This window comes from Lysinibacillus sp. A1, assembly GCF_000801965.1.
GTDB classification, from domain to species: Bacteria; Bacillota; Bacilli; order Bacillales_A; family Planococcaceae; genus Lysinibacillus; species Lysinibacillus fusiformis.
Genome location: NZ_JSZM01000021.1, coordinates 84,250 through 101,236, shown reverse-complemented (window position 1 = coordinate 101,236; position 16,987 = coordinate 84,250). Strand labels below are relative to the sequence as shown.

The 16,987-nt window shown below is 39.8% G+C and carries 29 protein-coding genes and 1 pseudogene; all 30 read right to left on the bottom strand.

Going from position 1 to position 16,987, the window contains the following annotated elements; all coding sequences use genetic code 11:
- Positions 1-14: 14 nt before the first annotated feature.
- The 30 genes and pseudogenes from rpsM to PI85_RS17300 all read right to left on the bottom strand — a co-directional run bounded on the left by rpsM (position 15) and on the right by PI85_RS17300 (position 16,932).
- Positions 15-380 carry a 30S ribosomal protein S13 gene (gene rpsM, locus PI85_RS17440; protein ID WP_004233729.1) on the bottom strand — a complete coding sequence of 122 codons (366 nt, stop codon included), beginning with the start codon at positions 378-380 and terminating at the stop codon, positions 15-17.
- A gap of 24 nt (positions 381-404) precedes the next feature.
- A complete protein-coding gene (gene rpmJ, locus PI85_RS17435; RefSeq protein WP_000868344.1) occupies positions 405-518 on the bottom strand; it encodes a 50S ribosomal protein L36 in 114 nt (37 codons plus the stop codon).
- A 37-nt stretch (positions 519-555) separates the two neighbouring features.
- On the bottom strand, positions 556-774 hold the full coding sequence (gene infA, locus PI85_RS17430) for a translation initiation factor IF-1 (RefSeq protein ID WP_004233690.1): 219 nt from the start codon (positions 772-774) through the stop codon (positions 556-558).
- 86 nt (positions 775-860) lie between these two features.
- Positions 861-938 (bottom strand): annotated as a pseudogene (locus tag PI85_RS24285) (type I methionyl aminopeptidase); the annotation flags it as partial.
- A 249-nt stretch (positions 939-1,187) separates the two neighbouring features.
- Positions 1,188-1,841, bottom strand: coding sequence for an adenylate kinase (locus tag PI85_RS17425; protein WP_025116434.1), 654 nt, complete (start codon positions 1,839-1,841; stop codon positions 1,188-1,190).
- Positions 1,842-1,911: 70 nt separating this feature from the next.
- Positions 1,912-3,207 (bottom strand): preprotein translocase subunit SecY, encoded by a 1,296-nt coding sequence (gene secY, locus PI85_RS17420; RefSeq protein WP_036121593.1) that lies wholly within the window; start codon positions 3,205-3,207, stop codon positions 1,912-1,914.
- The gene (gene rplO / locus PI85_RS17415; RefSeq protein WP_008181708.1) at positions 3,207-3,647 is read right to left on the bottom strand and encodes a 50S ribosomal protein L15; all 441 of its coding nucleotides are present in this window, start codon (positions 3,645-3,647) and stop codon (positions 3,207-3,209) included. Before rplO ends, secY begins: the two co-directional genes overlap by 1 nt.
- Before the next feature lie 34 nt (positions 3,648-3,681).
- Positions 3,682-3,864, bottom strand: coding sequence for a 50S ribosomal protein L30 (gene rpmD / locus PI85_RS17410; protein WP_004233668.1), 183 nt, complete (start codon positions 3,862-3,864; stop codon positions 3,682-3,684).
- A 15-nt stretch (positions 3,865-3,879) separates the two neighbouring features.
- Complete coding sequence (rpsE, locus tag PI85_RS17405; protein WP_008181711.1) at positions 3,880-4,383, bottom strand: 30S ribosomal protein S5; 504 nt, start codon at positions 4,381-4,383, stop codon at positions 3,880-3,882.
- A 21-nt stretch (positions 4,384-4,404) separates the two neighbouring features.
- Positions 4,405-4,764, bottom strand: coding sequence for a 50S ribosomal protein L18 (gene rplR / locus PI85_RS17400; protein WP_008181713.1), 360 nt, complete (start codon positions 4,762-4,764; stop codon positions 4,405-4,407).
- Positions 4,765-4,796: 32 nt separating this feature from the next.
- On the bottom strand, positions 4,797-5,336 hold the full coding sequence (gene rplF, locus PI85_RS17395) for a 50S ribosomal protein L6 (protein WP_008181715.1): 540 nt from the start codon (positions 5,334-5,336) through the stop codon (positions 4,797-4,799).
- Between the two features lie 30 nt (positions 5,337-5,366).
- A complete protein-coding gene (rpsH, locus tag PI85_RS17390; protein WP_008181717.1) occupies positions 5,367-5,765 on the bottom strand; it encodes a 30S ribosomal protein S8 in 399 nt (132 codons plus the stop codon).
- A gap of 29 nt (positions 5,766-5,794) precedes the next feature.
- Positions 5,795-5,980, bottom strand: a complete 186-nt coding sequence (locus PI85_RS17385; protein ID WP_004233656.1) for a type Z 30S ribosomal protein S14 — start codon at positions 5,978-5,980, stop codon at positions 5,795-5,797.
- 21 nt (positions 5,981-6,001) lie between these two features.
- On the bottom strand, positions 6,002-6,541 hold the full coding sequence (gene rplE / locus PI85_RS17380) for a 50S ribosomal protein L5 (protein WP_008181719.1): 540 nt from the start codon (positions 6,539-6,541) through the stop codon (positions 6,002-6,004).
- A gap of 29 nt (positions 6,542-6,570) precedes the next feature.
- Entirely contained in the window at positions 6,571-6,879 is a 309-nt protein-coding gene (gene rplX / locus PI85_RS17375; protein ID WP_004233652.1) for a 50S ribosomal protein L24, read from the bottom strand.
- A gap of 35 nt (positions 6,880-6,914) precedes the next feature.
- A complete protein-coding gene (rplN, locus tag PI85_RS17370; RefSeq protein ID WP_004233650.1) occupies positions 6,915-7,283 on the bottom strand; it encodes a 50S ribosomal protein L14 in 369 nt (122 codons plus the stop codon).
- 42 nt (positions 7,284-7,325) lie between these two features.
- Complete coding sequence (gene rpsQ, locus PI85_RS17365; RefSeq protein WP_008181723.1) at positions 7,326-7,589, bottom strand: 30S ribosomal protein S17; 264 nt, start codon at positions 7,587-7,589, stop codon at positions 7,326-7,328.
- An 18-nt stretch (positions 7,590-7,607) separates the two neighbouring features.
- On the bottom strand, positions 7,608-7,808 hold the full coding sequence (rpmC, locus tag PI85_RS17360) for a 50S ribosomal protein L29 (protein WP_004233646.1): 201 nt from the start codon (positions 7,806-7,808) through the stop codon (positions 7,608-7,610).
- Entirely contained in the window at positions 7,798-8,232 is a 435-nt protein-coding gene (gene rplP / locus PI85_RS17355; RefSeq protein WP_025116437.1) for a 50S ribosomal protein L16, read from the bottom strand. Before rplP ends, rpmC begins: the two co-directional genes overlap by 11 nt.
- 1 nt (position 8,233) lies before the next feature.
- Positions 8,234-8,887: a 30S ribosomal protein S3 gene (gene rpsC, locus PI85_RS17350; protein ID WP_025116438.1), complete on the bottom strand. Its 654-nt coding sequence runs from the start codon at positions 8,885-8,887 to the stop codon at positions 8,234-8,236.
- 3 nt (positions 8,888-8,890) lie between these two features.
- On the bottom strand, positions 8,891-9,235 hold the full coding sequence (rplV, locus tag PI85_RS17345; RefSeq protein WP_004233639.1) for a 50S ribosomal protein L22: 345 nt from the start codon (positions 9,233-9,235) through the stop codon (positions 8,891-8,893).
- Between the two features lie 22 nt (positions 9,236-9,257).
- The gene (gene rpsS / locus PI85_RS17340; protein ID WP_008181911.1) at positions 9,258-9,536 is read right to left on the bottom strand and encodes a 30S ribosomal protein S19; all 279 of its coding nucleotides are present in this window, start codon (positions 9,534-9,536) and stop codon (positions 9,258-9,260) included.
- Positions 9,537-9,596: 60 nt separating this feature from the next.
- Entirely contained in the window at positions 9,597-10,427 is an 831-nt protein-coding gene (gene rplB, locus PI85_RS17335) for a 50S ribosomal protein L2 (RefSeq protein ID WP_036121597.1), read from the bottom strand.
- Between the two features lie 48 nt (positions 10,428-10,475).
- The gene (gene rplW, locus PI85_RS17330) at positions 10,476-10,760 is read right to left on the bottom strand and encodes a 50S ribosomal protein L23 (RefSeq protein ID WP_008181914.1); all 285 of its coding nucleotides are present in this window, start codon (positions 10,758-10,760) and stop codon (positions 10,476-10,478) included.
- On the bottom strand, positions 10,760-11,383 hold the full coding sequence (gene rplD / locus PI85_RS17325; protein WP_025116440.1) for a 50S ribosomal protein L4: 624 nt from the start codon (positions 11,381-11,383) through the stop codon (positions 10,760-10,762). The genes rplW and rplD overlap by 1 nt, the downstream gene beginning before the upstream one ends.
- Before the next feature lie 26 nt (positions 11,384-11,409).
- Complete coding sequence (gene rplC, locus PI85_RS17320; RefSeq protein WP_036121600.1) at positions 11,410-12,039, bottom strand: 50S ribosomal protein L3; 630 nt, start codon at positions 12,037-12,039, stop codon at positions 11,410-11,412.
- A 46-nt stretch (positions 12,040-12,085) separates the two neighbouring features.
- A complete protein-coding gene (gene rpsJ / locus PI85_RS17315) occupies positions 12,086-12,394 on the bottom strand; it encodes a 30S ribosomal protein S10 (protein ID WP_004233624.1) in 309 nt (102 codons plus the stop codon).
- Positions 12,395-12,738: 344 nt separating this feature from the next.
- Positions 12,739-14,049 (bottom strand): Na+/H+ antiporter family protein, encoded by a 1,311-nt coding sequence (locus PI85_RS17310; RefSeq protein ID WP_036121603.1) that lies wholly within the window; start codon positions 14,047-14,049, stop codon positions 12,739-12,741.
- Between the two features lie 152 nt (positions 14,050-14,201).
- Complete coding sequence (locus PI85_RS17305; protein ID WP_036121605.1) at positions 14,202-16,181, bottom strand: FtsX-like permease family protein; 1,980 nt, start codon at positions 16,179-16,181, stop codon at positions 14,202-14,204.
- Positions 16,171-16,932 (bottom strand): ABC transporter ATP-binding protein, encoded by a 762-nt coding sequence (locus tag PI85_RS17300; protein WP_036121609.1) that lies wholly within the window; start codon positions 16,930-16,932, stop codon positions 16,171-16,173. The genes PI85_RS17305 and PI85_RS17300 overlap by 11 nt, the downstream gene beginning before the upstream one ends.
- Between the last annotated feature and the right edge of the window lie 55 nt (positions 16,933-16,987).

Here is a 16,987-nt window from a genome sequence, read left to right as displayed (position 1 = left end):
ACCTCCTTTACCAATTATTTTTTCTTGTTCGCTACAGTTTTACGAGGACCTTTACGCGTACGCGCATTGTTCTTCGTATTTTGGCCACGAACAGGTAAGCCACGACGGTGACGGATACCACGGAATGAACCGATTTCCATCAGACGTTTAATATTTAATGAAGTTTCGCGACGTAAGTCACCTTCAAGTTTGTAAGAATCTAATTGTTCACGGATTTTGTTTAACTCATCTTCAGTTAAGTCGCGTACGCGTGTATCTTCTGAAATACCTGCGTCAGCTAGTACTTTCTGAGCTGTAGTTTTACCAATACCGAAAATGTACGTTAATGAAATTACCACGCGTTTGTCGCGAGGAATATCAACACCAGCAATACGTGCCATGTACGTTGTGCACCTCCTTTAGAATTAACCTTGTTTTTGTTTATGTTTAGGATTTTCACAGATTACCATTACTTTACCGCGTCGGCGAATTACTTTACATTTTTCGCAGATCGGTTTCACAGATGGTCTCACTTTCATCTAACCTAACCTCCTTAGTAGTCCGGAGCGCAAAAGATTATTTAAAACGGTATGTGATACGACCGCGAGTTAAATCATAAGGAGATAACTCGATAGTAACCTTATCTCCAGGTAGAATACGGATAAAGTGCATACGAATCTTACCAGATACGTGTGCTAGAATCACATGTCCATTTTCTAATTCTACCTTAAACATCGCGTTTGGCAAAGTCTCAACAACTGTCCCTTCGACTTCAATTACATCATCTTTCGCCATCTACTCTGTCTCCTCTCTATATGCAAATTAAAGTTCTCATCGTTACATCAAACGGATATCTGCTGCAACTATAGAAGCAACCTCGTTTCAACATATGTTTGGATTGTATGAGAGATGTTTGAAAGACGCTCGTCTGGTTTCGCTTCACACAATCCACGGAATATCCAGAACCTATAAGGGCACTGTAACTCCCATGTTTACACGAATACCGGAATGTCTTTGATGAGATATTCATACCCGTTACACAGATGCTTCCACGAAACCCATTATACTCCTCCAAAAGCTATGTTGCACTTTTTAGAAGAAATATATACCGGGCACAATATGCTTTTGCAACTCTCAAAAAAATTATGTTTCGTTGTTGCTCCCGCATGCCTCCCGCGGAAGCAGTATTCTGCGCCCGGAGCCGGGTATCAGCTGCGGCTGCCCTGTAAAAGAGCATCAAGATCAGCAAACACTTTGTTTATATCTTGCTGTCCATCTATATTAGTTAACACACCTTTTGATTGATAGAAATCAAGTAAAGGTTGTGCTTGTTTCATATTCACTTCCAGACGGTTCGCAACCGTTTCAGGATTATCATCGGCACGTGTGTAAAGCTCGCCACCATCTTTATCACATTTTCCTTCCTCAGCTGGAGGATTAAAAATTAAATGATAGGATGCGCCACAAGTTTTACAAATGCGTCGACCTGAAAGACGAGCAATTAACTCATCCTTTTCAACTTGAATGTTTAGAGTATGTTCAATTGCCTTACCAAGATCAGCAAGAATGCTATCTAAAGCTTCAGCTTGAGGAACAGTACGTGGGAAACCATCTAATAGGAAGCCCTTTTCACAATCAGGTTTAGCCAGTCGCTCACGAACAATACCAATCGTTACTTCATCCGGTACTAGAGCACCTTGATCCATAAACGACTTAGCTTGTAAGCCAAGTTCTGTACCTTCTTTAATAGCAGCACGGAACATATCGCCTGTAGAAATATGAGGAATCGCGTACTTCTCAACAATTTTATCTGCCTGAGTACCTTTACCAGCACCTGGCAGACCCATTAAAACGATATTCATTAGGAAATATTCCTCCCACCAAAGGTTTGCTGATTTAAGGAAACGATGGAACGTTCCCTAAAAACCAACATTATTTCATAAAGCCTTTGTAGTGACGTTTAACAAGTTGAGATTCTAGCTGTTTCATCGTTTCGAGCGCTACGCCGACTACGATAATAATACTAGTACCACCGATTTGCACTGAGGCAGGTAAATTCATAAAGTTAATGAATAAAATCGGCATTACAGCAATAACAGTTAAGAATATCGCACCAACAAATGTTAGACGATATAACACGCTTGTTAAATACGCTTGAGTGTTTTCACCAGGACGAATACCCGGAATATAAGCACCTTGTTTTTTCAAGTTGTCTGCCACATTTTCAGGATTCACTTGTACGAATGCATAGAAATATGTGAACGCGACGATCAATGCAACGTAAATAATCATTCCAACAGGTTTCGTATAATCAAACGTGTTTTCTATGAAAGTTGTTACGTCGTTTTGACCAAAGAACGTAGCTAACGTACGTGGTGTAACAATAAACGCTACTGAAAAGATTACCGGAATAACCCCTGCAGCATTTACTTTTAAAGGTAAATGTGTTTGTTGACCACCAGCTTGTTGATTACGTCCAGTAACTCGTTTTGCATATTGAATTGGAATTTTACGTAGTGCTTGTTGCACGTATATAACTCCAACTACAACTGCGAGTAAAACCAATACAAGCAATGCAAGGATTACGATATTGATAAATAATTTATCACCAGCACCCTCGATTTGCTGTGCAAAGATTTGGTTAATTCCTGTAGGCAATGCTGCAACGATACCTGCGAAGATTACAACAGATATACCATTACCAACACCGTGTGCAGTAATTTGCTCTGCAAGCCATACAAGGAAAGCTGTCCCCGCTGTCAATACAATGGCGATTGTAACATATGTTAGAACCCCTTCTTCTTTAATCAATGATCCGCCATACATTCTATTAAAACCGAATGACATTGCGAATGATTGGATGAAAGCAAGAATAATAGTAAAGTAGCGAGTGAATTGTGCAAGTTTACGTCTTCCGACTTCACCTTGCTTTGCCCATTCAGCAAACTTCGGTACTACGTCCATTTGCAATAACTGAACAATAATTGAGGCTGTGATGTAAGGCATAATTCCCATCGCGAAGATAGAGAAGTTCTTTAAAGCACCACCGCCAAAAGTATTCAGGAAACCAACGAGGTTAAACTCATCAGTTGCCTTTAATACATTTGCGTCAACGTTAGGCACTGGAATGAATGTTCCAATACGGAAAACGATTAACATTAAAAGTGTGAAAATGATTTTATTTCTTATATCTCGAACACGCATAAAGTTAGAGATTGTCTGAAACATTAAATCACCTCAGTAGTTCCGCCGGCATTCTCGATTGCTTCTTTAGCTGAAGCTGAGAATTTATGAGCTTTTACAGTAAGCTTTTTGTTAAGAGTTCCGTTGCCAAGAACTTTAATTCCAGCTTTTTCATTACTCACAAGACCAGTTTCAAGTAATAATGCAGTTGTTACCTCTGCACCGTCTTCGAAACGGTTTAAAGCATCAAGGTTAACGATCGCGTATTCTTTACGGTTAATGTTCGTAAAGCCACGTTTTGGTAAACGACGGAATAATGGGTTTTGACCGCCTTCAAAGCCTGGGCGTACACCGCCACCAGAACGAGCGTTTTGACCTTTATGACCTTTACCTGCTGTTTTACCGTTACCAGAACCGATACCACGACCAACGCGGTTGCGTTGCTTACGAGAACCTTCTGCTGGTTTTAACTCATGCAGTTTCATAGTGGGTGGCACCTCCTTGTTCATTAATTAGAAATTAAATTTCTTTTACAGTAACTAAGTGAGCTACTTTATCAAGCATACCGCGAGTAGCTGCGTTATCAGCTTTCTCTACAGTTTGGTGTAATTTACGTAAACCTAGAGCTTCAACAGTTTTGCGTTGAGCAGGTTTAGTACCAATCACAGATTTAGTAAGGGTGATTTCTAATTTGTTAGCCATATTATCTTTCCCCCCTTATCCTAATATTTCTTCCACTGATTTACCACGTAATTTTGCTACGTCCTCTACGCGTTTTAATTCAGTTAAACCTTGAACAGTTGCACGCACCATGTTGATTGGTGTGTTAGATCCAAGAGATTTTGAAAGAATATCAGTAATACCAGCAAGTTCTAGTACTGCACGTACTGGACCACCAGCGATAACCCCTGTACCAGGAGCAGCAGGTTTAATTAGGATTTCTCCTGCACCGAAGCGACCAAGCACTAAGTGTGGAGTTGTTCCACCAACACGTGGCACTTCTACTAAGTTTTTCTTCGCATCTTCAACAGCTTTACGGATAGCATCTGGAACCTCTTGAGCTTTACCAGTACCGAAACCTACATGACCGTTTCTATCGCCAACAACAACAAGTGCTGTGAAGCGGAAGCGACGTCCACCTTTAACAACTTTAGCAACACGGTTAATAGTAACTACGCGTTCTTCAAGTTCTCCAAGTTTGTTTGCGTCAATTCGACTCATGAAATGTGTCCCTCCTTCTTATTAAAATTCTAAACCATTCTCACGTGCAGCTTCAGCTAAAGCTTTCACGCGTCCATGATATAAGTAACCACCACGGTCAAAAACTACAGCAGTAATATTTTTTTCCGCAGCGCGTTTCGCGATTGTTTCACCGATTTTTGATGCAGTTTCAACATTGCTACCAGCACCTTCAAAACCTTTTTCTTGAGAAGATGCGCTAACAATTGTTACGCCTGCTACGTCATCGATAAGTTGAGCGTAGATGTTCTTGTTAGAACGGAATACGTTTAAGCGTGGACGCTCAGCAGTACCCGAAATTTTAGAACGTACTCGCGCATGACGTTTTTTACGAACTTGATTTTTATCCTGTTTCGTAATCACAAGGGTCACTCCTTTCTAATGCTTAAGCAGCATTATTTACCTGTTTTACCTTCTTTACGACGAACGTATTCGCCTTCGTAACGGATACCTTTACCTTTATATGGCTCTGGTGGACGAACGTCACGGATGTTAGATGCTAGAGCACCAACGCGCTCTTTGCTGATACCTTTAATGATGATTTTAGTGTTAGAAGGAACTTCAATTTCAAGACCATCTTCAGGTGTGAACTCTACTGGGTGAGAGTAACCTACGTTAAGTACAAGTTTTTTGCCTTGTAATTGCGCACGGTAACCAACACCGATAAGTTCTAAAGCTTTTTCGAAACCTGCAGAAACTCCAGTAACCATGTTCGCTAGAAGCGCACGAGTAGTACCGTGGTTTGTGCGGTGTTCTTTTGATTCAGAAGGACGTGATACTGAGATTACGTTACCTTCTTGCTCAATTTTCATATCTTGGTGGAAAGAACGAACAAGTTCGCCTTTAGGACCTTTAACAGTAACAGTGTTGTCAGCTGCAACAGTAACAGTTACGTTAGCTGGTACCTCGATAATTTTTTTACCTACACGAGACATTTAGTTGCACCTCCATTCATTTATTGCTAATTACCAAACGTATGCTAGAACTTCGCCGCCAACTTGTTTAGCGCGAGCTTCTTTATCTGTTAATAAACCTTGTGAAGTTGACACTAAAGCGATACCAAGACCGTTCAGTACTTTAGGAACTTCATTTGTTTTTGCGTATACACGTAGACCAGGTTTAGAAATACGTTTTAAGCCAGTGATAACACGCTCGTTATCTTTACCGTATTTTAAGAAGATACGGATAATACCTTGCTTGTTGTCTTCCACGTATTCTACGTCACGTACGAAACCTTCACGCTTTAAAATTTCAGCGATTTCTTTTTTCACGTTGGAAGCTGGTACTTCTAACTTCTCGTGACGAACCATGTTCGCATTACGAATGCGAGTAAGCATATCTGCAATCGGATCAGTCATTGTCATTACATTTACCTCCTTCCCAAATTAGGGGATTACCAGCTGGCTTTTTTCACGCCAGGAATTTGTCCCTTATATGCAAGTTCTCGGAAACAAATACGGCAAAGTTTAAATTTGCGATATACAGAGTGTGGACGGCCACAGCGTTCACAACGTGTATATTCTTGCACTTTAAACTTTTGCTTACGTTGTTGTTTAACGATCATAGATTTTTTAGCCACGTTTTCGCCCTCCTTGTTTGATTACTTTTGGAACGGCATACCGAATTGTGTCAATAACTCGCGAGCTTCTTCGTCAGAGTTCGCTGTCGTTACGATCACGATGTCCATACCGCGTACTTTTGAAACTTTATCGTAATCGATTTCTGGGAAAATTAATTGCTCTTTAACACCTAGAGTGTAGTTACCGCGACCATCGAATGCTTTTTTAGAAACACCACGGAAGTCACGTACACGAGGAAGTGAGATTGAGATTAATTTGTCCAAGAATTCATACATACGCTCACCGCGTAATGTAACTTTAGCACCGATAGGCATACCTTCACGTAAACGGAAACCAGCGATCGATTTTTTCGCTTTAGTTACTACTGGTTTTTGACCAGTGATAATTGTTAATTCTTCTACAGCTGCATCTAATGCTTTAGAGTTTTGAACAGCATCACCAACACCCATGTTGATAACGATTTTGTCAACTTTCGGCAATTGCATAACTGATTTATATCCAAATTTGCTCATAAGAGCAGGAGAAACTTCGTTTAAATACTTTTCTTTTAGGCGGCTCATGTGTGTACCTCCCTTCTTTTATTTACTAATTAGTCGATTACTGCACCTGATTTTTTTGCAACACGAACTTTTTTACCGTTTTCGATTTTATAACCTACACGAGTCGGCTCGCCAGATTTAGGATCGATTAGCATTACGTTCGAAACGTGAATTGCAGCCTCTTGGCTTACAATCCCACCTTGTGGATTCAATTGGTTAGGTTTAACGTGTTTTTTCACGATATTAACACCTTCAACAAGAACGCGATCTTGTTTAGGGAAAGCAGCTAGGATTACTCCTTCTTTGCCTTTGTCCTTACCAGTGATAACCTTAACCTTGTCACCTTTTTTTACATGCATGCTGTCGCACCTCCTTGATTGGCACTATCATGAAATTAAAGAACTTCTGGAGCTAGAGAAACGATTTTCATGAAGTTGCTGTCACGTAATTCACGTGCAACAGGTCCGAAAATACGAGTTCCGCGTGGTGATTTATCATCACGAATAATTACACAAGCATTTTCATCAAATTTGATGTACGTACCGTCTTTACGACGAACGCCTGATTTAGTACGAACGATAACAGCTTTAACAACGTCACCCTTCTTGACAACGCCACCTGGTGTTGCTTTCTTAACTGTACAAACAACGATATCACCGATGTTAGCAGTTTTACGGCCAGAGCCACCAAGCACTTTAATTGTAAGAACTTCACGTGCACCTGAGTTGTCAGCAACTTTCATACGACTTTCTTGTTGGATCACTTAGGTTACCTCCCTTCGGAAATGGTTGTTCCGAAATAGTTATTAAATAATAACCGCTTTTTCTACAACTTCAACTAGACGGAAACGTTTAGTAGCTGATAGCGGGCGAGTCTCCATGATACGTACGATATCACCGATTTTCGCTTGGTTTTGCTCATCATGAGCTTTAAACTTTTTAGAGTATTTTACACGTTTACCGTAAAGCTTGTGCTTTTTGTGAGTTTCAACTAAAACAGTAACAGTTTTGTCCATTTTATCTGAAACAACGCGGCCCGTGTAAACTTTGCGTTGGTTACGCTCAGTCATACTTGAAAACCTCCTTTATCAGTTATTTGCACTGATTTCTCTTTCACGAATAACAGTTTTCATACGCGCGATTGCTTTACGCACTTCACGAATACGAGCTGTGTTTTCTAATTGACCAGTCGCCAATTGGAAGCGAAGGTTGAAAAGCTCTTCTTTCAGTGATTTCACTTTTAATTCAATTTCAGAAGTGGCAAGGTCACGGATTTCATTAGCTTTCATTAGATTCACCACCAGTTTCTTGACGTTTTACGATCTTACATTTAACAGGAAGCTTATGTGATGCTAAACGAAGTGCTTCACGTGCGATCTCTTCAGACACACCAGCGATTTCGAACATAATTTTTCCTGGTTTTACTACTGCTACCCAACCTTCAGGAGAACCTTTACCAGAACCCATGCGGACTTCTAGAGGTTTTTTAGTGTAAGGTTTATGTGGGAAGATTTTAATCCAAACTTTACCGCCACGTTTCATGTAACGAGTCATCGCGATACGTGCAGATTCGATTTGACGGTTAGTAATCCAGCTAGCTGTTTGAGCTTGTAAGCCCCATTCGCCGAAAGATACTTCCTTGCCGCCTTTCGCTTCGCCACGCATGTTTCCGCGGTGTTCACGACGGTATTTTACGCGTTTAGGCAATAACATATTATTTGCCTCCTTCCACAGATTTCTTCGTAGGAAGAACTTCACCACGGTAGATCCATACTTTAACGCCTAATTTACCGTAAGTAGTGTCAGCTTCTGCGTGTGCATAATCAATGTCAGCACGTAGAGTATGAAGTGGAACAGTTCCTTCACTATAGTGTTCAGCACGCGCGATATCAGCGCCACCTAAACGACCAGATACTTGTGTTTTAATTCCTTTTGCACCAGCACGGATTGTGCGTTGGATCGCTTGCTTTTGCGCACGACGGAATGATACACGGTTTTCTAATTGACGAGCGATGTTTTCAGCTACTAGACGAGCGTCAAGATCTGCACGTTTAATTTCAATGATGTTGATGTGTACACGTTTACCAGTTAACTCGCTAAGGTATTTACGAAGATTTTCAACTTCAGTACCACCTTTACCGATTACCATACCTGGTTTCGCAGTGTGAATTGTAATGTTTACACGGTTTGCAGCACGTTCAATTTCAACTTTAGAAACTGAAGCGTCTTTAAGAGCCGTTTCAATATATTTACGCACTTTGATGTCTTCGTGAAGTAGAGTTGCATAGTCTTTTTCAGCGTACCATTTTGACTCCCAGTCACGAATAATACCAACGCGTAGTCCTATTGGATGTACTTTTTGACCCACGGATTAACCCTCCTTCTTCTCAGATACCACTAGAGTGATGTGGCTTGTGCGTTTGTTAATTGCGCTTGCACGTCCTTGCGCACGTGGACGGAAACGTTTTAAAGTTGGACCTTCATCAACGAACACTTCAGAAACTACTAAAGAGTTGATGTCAAGATCGTAGTTGTGCTCAGCATTAGCAACTGCAGATTTTAATACTTTCTCAACGACTGGAGACGCCGCTTTTGGAGTATGACGTAAAATTGCAACTGCCTCACCAACTTGCTTGCCTCGGATTAAGTCTACAACTAGACGTACTTTGCGAGGAGCAATGCGTACTGTACGAGCGATAGCTTTAGCTTGTGTCATTAGGATTTACCTCCTCTCAAAATTAGCGTCTTGTTTTCTTGTCGTCTGCACCGTGACCTTTGTAAGTACGTGTCGGTGCGAACTCACCAAGTTTATGGCCTACCATATCTTCTGTTACGTATACAGGAACATGTTTACGTCCATCATATACAGCAATCGTTAAACCGATAAAGTTCGGGAAGATTGTAGAACGGCGTGACCAAGTTTTGATAACTTGTTTTTTCTCAGAAGCCTCTTGTACTTCCACTTTTTTCATTAAGTGGTCATCGACAAAAGGTCCTTTTTTCAAGCTGCGACCCATGTAGGAACCTCCCTCCGTGATTCCACCACGGCTCTCACATAGAACCGTAGTTTAACCACTTTATTTTTTACGACCACGGATGATAAATTTATCCGATTTGTTTTTCTTGTTTCGAGTTTTGTAACCAAGAGCTGGTTTACCCCAAGGAGTCATCGGTGATTTACGTCCGATTGGAGAACGTCCTTCACCACCACCGTGTGGGTGATCGTTAGGGTTCATTACAGAACCACGTACAGTTGGGCGTTTACCTAACCAACGGCTACGACCTGCTTTACCAATGTGTACAAGTTCATGTTGTTCGTTACCAACTTGACCGATTGTAGCTCGGCAAGTAGCTAATACTAAGCGTACTTCACCAGATTGAAGACGTACGATTACGTATTTTCCTTCACGGCCAAGTACTTGAGCAGAAGTACCAGCAGAACGTACTAATTGTCCACCTTTACCAGGTTTTAACTCGATGTTATGGATAGTAGTACCCATTGGAATATTTGCTAATGGTAATGCGTTACCTACTTTAATATCTGCATCTGGACCAGAAACGATTGTTTGACCAACCTCTAGACCTTTAGGTGCTAAGATGTAAGCTTTTGCTCCATCAGCGTAATTGATTAATGCGATATTCGCAGAACGGTTTGGATCATATTCAATAGTAGCAACTTTTGCCGGAATGCTATCTTTAACACGTTTGAAATCGATAACACGGTATTGCTTCTTATGACCACCACCATGATGACGAACAGTGATTTTACCTTGGTTGTTACGACCAGCTTTGCGTTTAGTTGGTTCAAGCAATGATTTCTCAGGCTTGTTAGTTGTAATTTCCGCAAAGTCTAATGACGTCATGTTACGACGACCATTAGAGGTAGGTTTATACTTTTTAATCGCCATTGTGTTTTCCCTCCTTCTTGAGTGTTCAAATCATAAATCCACTAGGGATTACATTTCGAATAATTCGATTTCTTTGCTATCAGCAGTTAATTTAACAATCGCTTTACGACGTTTGTTAGTGTAACCACCGTAACGGCCAACGCGTTTGAATTTACCTTTGTAGTTAAGAACGTTTACTTTCTCAACATTTACACCAAAGATTTCTTCTACAGCGTCTTTTACTTGAGTTTTGTTAGCGCGAGTGTCTACTTCGAAAGTATACTTTTTCTCTGCCATAAGTTCTGAAGAACGCTCAGTAATGACTGGACGTTTTAAAATATCACGTGCTTCCATTATCCAAGCACCTCCTCAACTTTTTCTACTGCAGATTTAGTGAATACAACTTTTTCGTGACCTAAAAGATCAAGAACGTTGATTCCATTTGCAGTTAAAACTGTTACACCAGGGATGTTACGAGCTGATAATGCTACGTTTTCATCTAGGTCAGCAGTTACGAATAAAGATTTTTTCTCTAAAGAAAGATCTTTAAGGATTTTTGTGAATTCTTTTGTTTTTGGTGCTGCTAGAGTTAGAGCATCAAGAACTAAGAAGTTTTGTTCTACTACTTTAGCTGATAAAGCAGATTTAAGAGCTAAGCGACGAACTTTTTTAGGTAATTTATAAGAATAGCTACGTGGAGTAGGACCGAATACGACACCACCGCCGCGCCATTGTGGAGAACGGATAGAACCTTGTCGAGCACGACCAGTTCCTTTTTGACGCCATGGCTTACGACCACCACCAGCAACTTCAGAACGGTTTTTAACCTTGTGATTACCTTGACGTAGAGAAGCGCGTTGAGCTACTACTGCGTCGAATAATACTGCTTCATTTGGCTCGATTCCGAAGATCGCATCGTTTAATTCGATTTCACCAACTGAAGCACCTGTTTGACTAAGTACAGATACTTTTGTCATTCCTGTTTCCTCCTTTCCTTAAGTGATTACTTAGCTTTAATTGCAGTTTTTACTGTAACTAGAGCTTTTTTAGAACCAGGAACATTACCTTTAACAAGTAGTAAGTTACGATCTGTATCAACTTTCACGACTTCTAAGTTTTGGATTGTAACTACAGTGCCACCCATTTGACCAGGTAATTTCTTTTGTTTAAATACGCGGTTCGGAGCAACTGGACCCATTGAACCAGGACGACGGTGGTAACGAGAACCGTGGGCCATAGGACCACGAGATTGTCCGTGGCGTTTAATTACACCTTGGAAACCTTTACCCTTAGTAACACCTGTTACATCAATTACATCGCCTTCTGCGAAAATTTCTACTTTGACTTCTTGACCAACTTCGTACTCTTCCACGTTCACGTTGCGGAATTCACGAATGAAGCGCTTAGGAGCAGTGTTCGCTTTTGCTACGTGACCTTGTTGTGGTTTGTTAGAAAGCTTAACGCGCTTATCTTCGAAACCAACTTGAATTGCTTCGTAGCCGTCTGTTTCAACAGTTTTCTTTTGAAGTACTACGTTTGGAGTAGCTTCGATAACTGTTACCGGGATTAAATCGCCGTTTTCAGCGAAAACTTGTGTCATACCAATTTTTCTACCTAAGATTCCTTTAGCCATTTGTCACACCTCCTGTAAGTTTTAAAAAGTTATATTGTTTTTACCATTAAAGTTTGATTTCGATATCAACGCCAGATGGTAAATCAAGTTTCATTAACGCATCAACAGTTTGTGGTGTTGGGTTAACGATATCGATCAGACGTTTATGCGTACGCATTTCGAACTGTTCACGAGAATCTTTGTACTTGTGAACCGCACGAAGAATTGTGTACACAGACTTCTCAGTTGGAAGTGGAATCGGACCTGATACACTTGCACCTGAACGTTTTGCAGTTTCCACAATTTTCTCAGCAGACTGATCTAAAATACGGTGATCATACGCTTTTAAACGAATACGAATCTTTTGTTTTGCCATTATTTTCCCTCCTTCTCGCCTATTTTCTAGACATTCTCCACGAAAATTTTCCCACACACCGCCATGGCAAAGCGGCCGGGTGTGTCGGCAACCTCTCGCTTCATCGCAGTCAAAGACCAACATTCAACATTATATACAATAAAAAAAGAATAAGCAAGTCTTTTCGCTAAATTCTTTTAAATGTTGCAGATATTCTTAGTACTACTATTACTTCGCTTTGTTAAGCCGTTTATTAGTATATAAAATTTCACTACATATTGCAACACCTAAGGTTATCAAGCAACAATGTCGAACATTTCAAATAACTATGAAGTCTTTTTAAATAGTAGTACCCCTTCTTACTTCTATAGAAAGAACACACATGCAATCCAACCAAATAGAATTAGTGGGATGTTAATGAATATAAAAGTAGGAACACAGGTATCCCAAATATGATGATGTTGTCCATCTACATTTAATCCTGCTGTTGGCCCTAATGTAGAATCTGATGCTGGAGAGCCTGCATCGCCTAAAGCTCCTGCTGTACCTATTAAACAAAGGATCGCTAACGGGCTCATTCCTAACCCTTGTGCAAGAGGAACAAATAGTGTCGCGATAATTGGCACTGTGGCAAAGGAAGAGCCAATCCCCATTGTCACAACTAATCCTATGACTAACATAATAAATACCGCTAAACTTCTATTTCCTTTTAAAATAGTTATAGAGCTTGTAATTAAGCTATCCACATGTCCAGTAGCATTAATGACCGCAGCAAAGCCATTTGCGGCAATCATAACAAATCCTATAAAGGCCATCATCTTCATTCCTTCAGATAAAATGTCATCTGCCTCTTTCCATTTCAGCGCCCCTGTAAAATACATAACCATAATACCTGCAAAGGAACCAACAATCATAGAATCTGTTAACACTTGAGCACATAATGATACGACTAATGCAAAGGCTGTGGAAAACATCACAAATTTGCTGACATTAACATGGAGTGAGTCAGCCTCTATTTCATTATTTTTATAATTCCTTGGCTTGCGATATACAATAAAGGCTGTAAATAGTCCAACCAACATACCTAGCAATGGAATCGCCATTGCCACAGGAACATCACGTGAGGATACTACCATCCCAGCCTCAGACACCTGTGTAGCAACGATATCTTGAAAGATCGCTCCAAAGCCAGCTGGTACAAAGCTATACGTACCGATTAAGCCCACTGCAATTAAAGTTGCCACTAGACGTCGATCGACCTCTAGCATATTTAAAATTTTTAAAACAGGAGGAATCAATAGTGGAATAAAGGCGATATGAATAGGTATGACATTTTGAGATAAAATGGACATCAAGAAAATAAGGAAAAAAATTAAGACCTTCACTAAACCTTTACGATTACTTTCACTATTTAAAATCTTTAGCATCCCCGTAATCATCAATTCAGGTATCCCTGTTTTGGCAATGGCGATGGCAAAGGCGCCAAGTAAGCCATAGCTTAATGCAATCGTTGCACCTGCCCCTAACCCTTCTGTAAATGATTCTACTGTCGCCTCAATGCTCATTCCGCTTGTAAGGCCGCCTACAAACGCTCCTAACACTAAAGAAAGAACGACATTGATGCGAAGTAGGCTTAATATTAACATGACGGCTACCGCCACTATTACTGCATTCATTGTTACACTCACTTTCATACACTAAATTACTAACATGTTAAAGATTATTATTCTGATAATTGAAAGTCAAGGTTTTTCATCGTTCGAAGCAATAAAAAAACAGTATGATCTATTTAGCATCACACTGTTTCTATGTTTTACTTATTTAATTGTTACAATGATTCTCGAACGACTTTTTTATAATAGCCTACCGACAAAATGGCAAAAATCGTATACAACGCTATATAACAGCACATTGCAATCCACAAGGGTGCCGTTAACTCTGTACCAAATAAAAACCATCCTGATTTAACAGCAAAATAACTATGCAATAGTCCAATAATTAAAGGGACTCCAAAATTAAAGGCTTGTTTCATATATATGCCTCTCATAATATCTTTTTCTGCAAAGCCAATTTTTCTGAGGATTGTATAGGAACCACGCTCTTCCTCTGCCTCGGACATTTGTTTGAAGTACAGAATGCTACCAGTTGTCATTAAGAAGGCTAATCCTAAAAAGGCAGTTGTAAAAATAGTGAGACCTAATGATTCAATATTATCTTTACGTTTCTCTTCATATGAAGATTGAGTATATTGCTGTGTTTTACCTTCATGATCTTTAGTTATAATCACCCCGGCATTTGTCTGTACATATAATTTCTCTGCCATTATTAAGTCTTCTTTTGAATTGATAGTAATAGATGATTGTTGATGCCAAGGGTAATGCCCTGATTGCGTAGTTAGACTTTTAAACATGTCATCTGTTATAACAAAGATGGGCCCACCACCTCCAGCTGTAACAATACCACTTATAATACTTTTATCGTGTACTTCTACAACATGAAAAGTTTCTTCAAGCTCCCCTGCAGATACTACTACATCACGATCTTTCTCTAATGGGAACATCTCAGCCATATACCCACCATAGTTTGTTAAAATCACTTCGTTCCCTGATAGCGAGGCTTCTGGAACGCTCTTCTTATAATCAGAAAGTGGAATCGTATAAATTGTTCCTTCCATATCATATAAAGGATTATCCTGCTGCTTTTTAGACATTAATTGTCCTACGGAGGCTGTTACTCCTTGCAAACGATAATCTACCTTATCATAGACTATGTTATTTTCCTCTAACGCATGTAAGAAAGACATCCCCTGCTCTTCTAGCAAGATAAAATCACCTGGTACTTGACTATATGCCGATGCTTCTGAGGAATAGTAGGAGATATAGGATAATGTCGTCACTCCTAGAGATACACCTGTTAATACGGTTATAAGCGTTAATGACTTAGCGTTGCTCTTCATACGATGCATAATAGGCGTTAATGCCAATACATCCTGGATGGAAAGATGCCCTTTTTTCTTTAAGCGAATTGTATTCATAATAAACGCTACCGAGAATCGAAAGACCAGAAATGTTCCACCAATTGTAGTAGCTAGAATAATGATCATATTAATAAATAGGTTACCGGCTGATTCAATATCAAACAACTTTGTTGAAGCATAGTAACCATAAACAATTAAAACTAGCCCCATAAAGCCTATGGCCATTTGTAATGTACTAAAACGTCTTACACGTTCATCTGCTTGTTTAGCTGCGGTAAATAATGATAGTAAAGAAACGCGATGGATCATCCAGGCCATTTGTATAAGGACAATCAACAAAAGTATCGTAAATACAATCACGGATTGCTGTAATGCCTGCGTACTAAATGTCATGGATACAAGAGCTTCTTTCTCAAGTACACGCAATAAAATCATTGCAAACACACGTGAACTAAAGAAACCGGCCAACATACCTAAAATTACAGCTCCGACAAATAGTAGAATATTTTCGATTGCTAATAGGCGTACAATCAATCCCTTGGTCATGCCAATCAATTGGTACAAGCCTATCTCCTTACTACGACGCTTCATAAATAAATGATTGGCGTACAAGACGAAGAACAAGACGATAAAATATAAAATATAAGTTGCTGCTTTGAATCCAGCCGTCGCCGTTCCACTCATTTGAACAGCATCCCATACTGCAGAATTATTTTGTAATGTTACAAAGGAAAAATATAAAGTAACGCTAAAAATAAGCGCAAAAAAATATAAATAGTAGTGCTTCATATTTTTCTTCATGCTTCTTAACACTAGCTTACTAAGACTCATAACCATCACCGCCTAGCACACTTTGCGTATGCATGATTTCCTGGAAAAAAGCCTGTCTTGTTTTATCCCCTTTATAAAGCTCACTATAAATAAGACCATCCTTTAAAAATAAAACACGTGTACAGAAACTTGCAGCTACTGCATCATGCGTAACCATCATGATTGTCGCTTCTTTTGTCTCATTAATATTTTGTAGATTTTGAAGCAAGGCTGTCGCTGATTTGGAATCTAATGCCCCAGTAGGCTCATCTGCAAATACCAATGATGGATTTGTAATAAGTGCACGCGCAGCGGAAGTACGCTGTTTTTGACCTCCGGATATTTCATTGGGATATTTATTTAAAATTTCTGTTATGCCTAGTAAGGATGTTAGCTCTTTTACACGGCTTTCAGCAACTGCTTTAGGCAATTTACTGATTGCTAAGGGGAGAAGGATATTTTCCTTTACGGTTAATGTATCTAATAAATTATAATCTTGAAATATGAAACCTAATTGCTCTCTACGGAAGTTGGCCAAAGCCTTTTCCTTCATTCCCCGTAAATTATGACCGTTTATTTCGATGACTCCTTCTGTTGCAAAGTCGATTGAACATAAGACATTTAAAAGTGTTGTTTTTCCTGAGCCAGAAGGTCCCATAATACCTACAAATTCGCCTTTACTCACTTCCAAATCAATACCCTTTAACACTTCCTGAGCCGTTGATTTCCTTCCATAAACTTTTTTTATTTTACGACCAGTTAACACTGTCACTTATAAACGCCCCTCTCTATATTCCAAGTGTACCCTGTTGCCCCTATTCATTCGT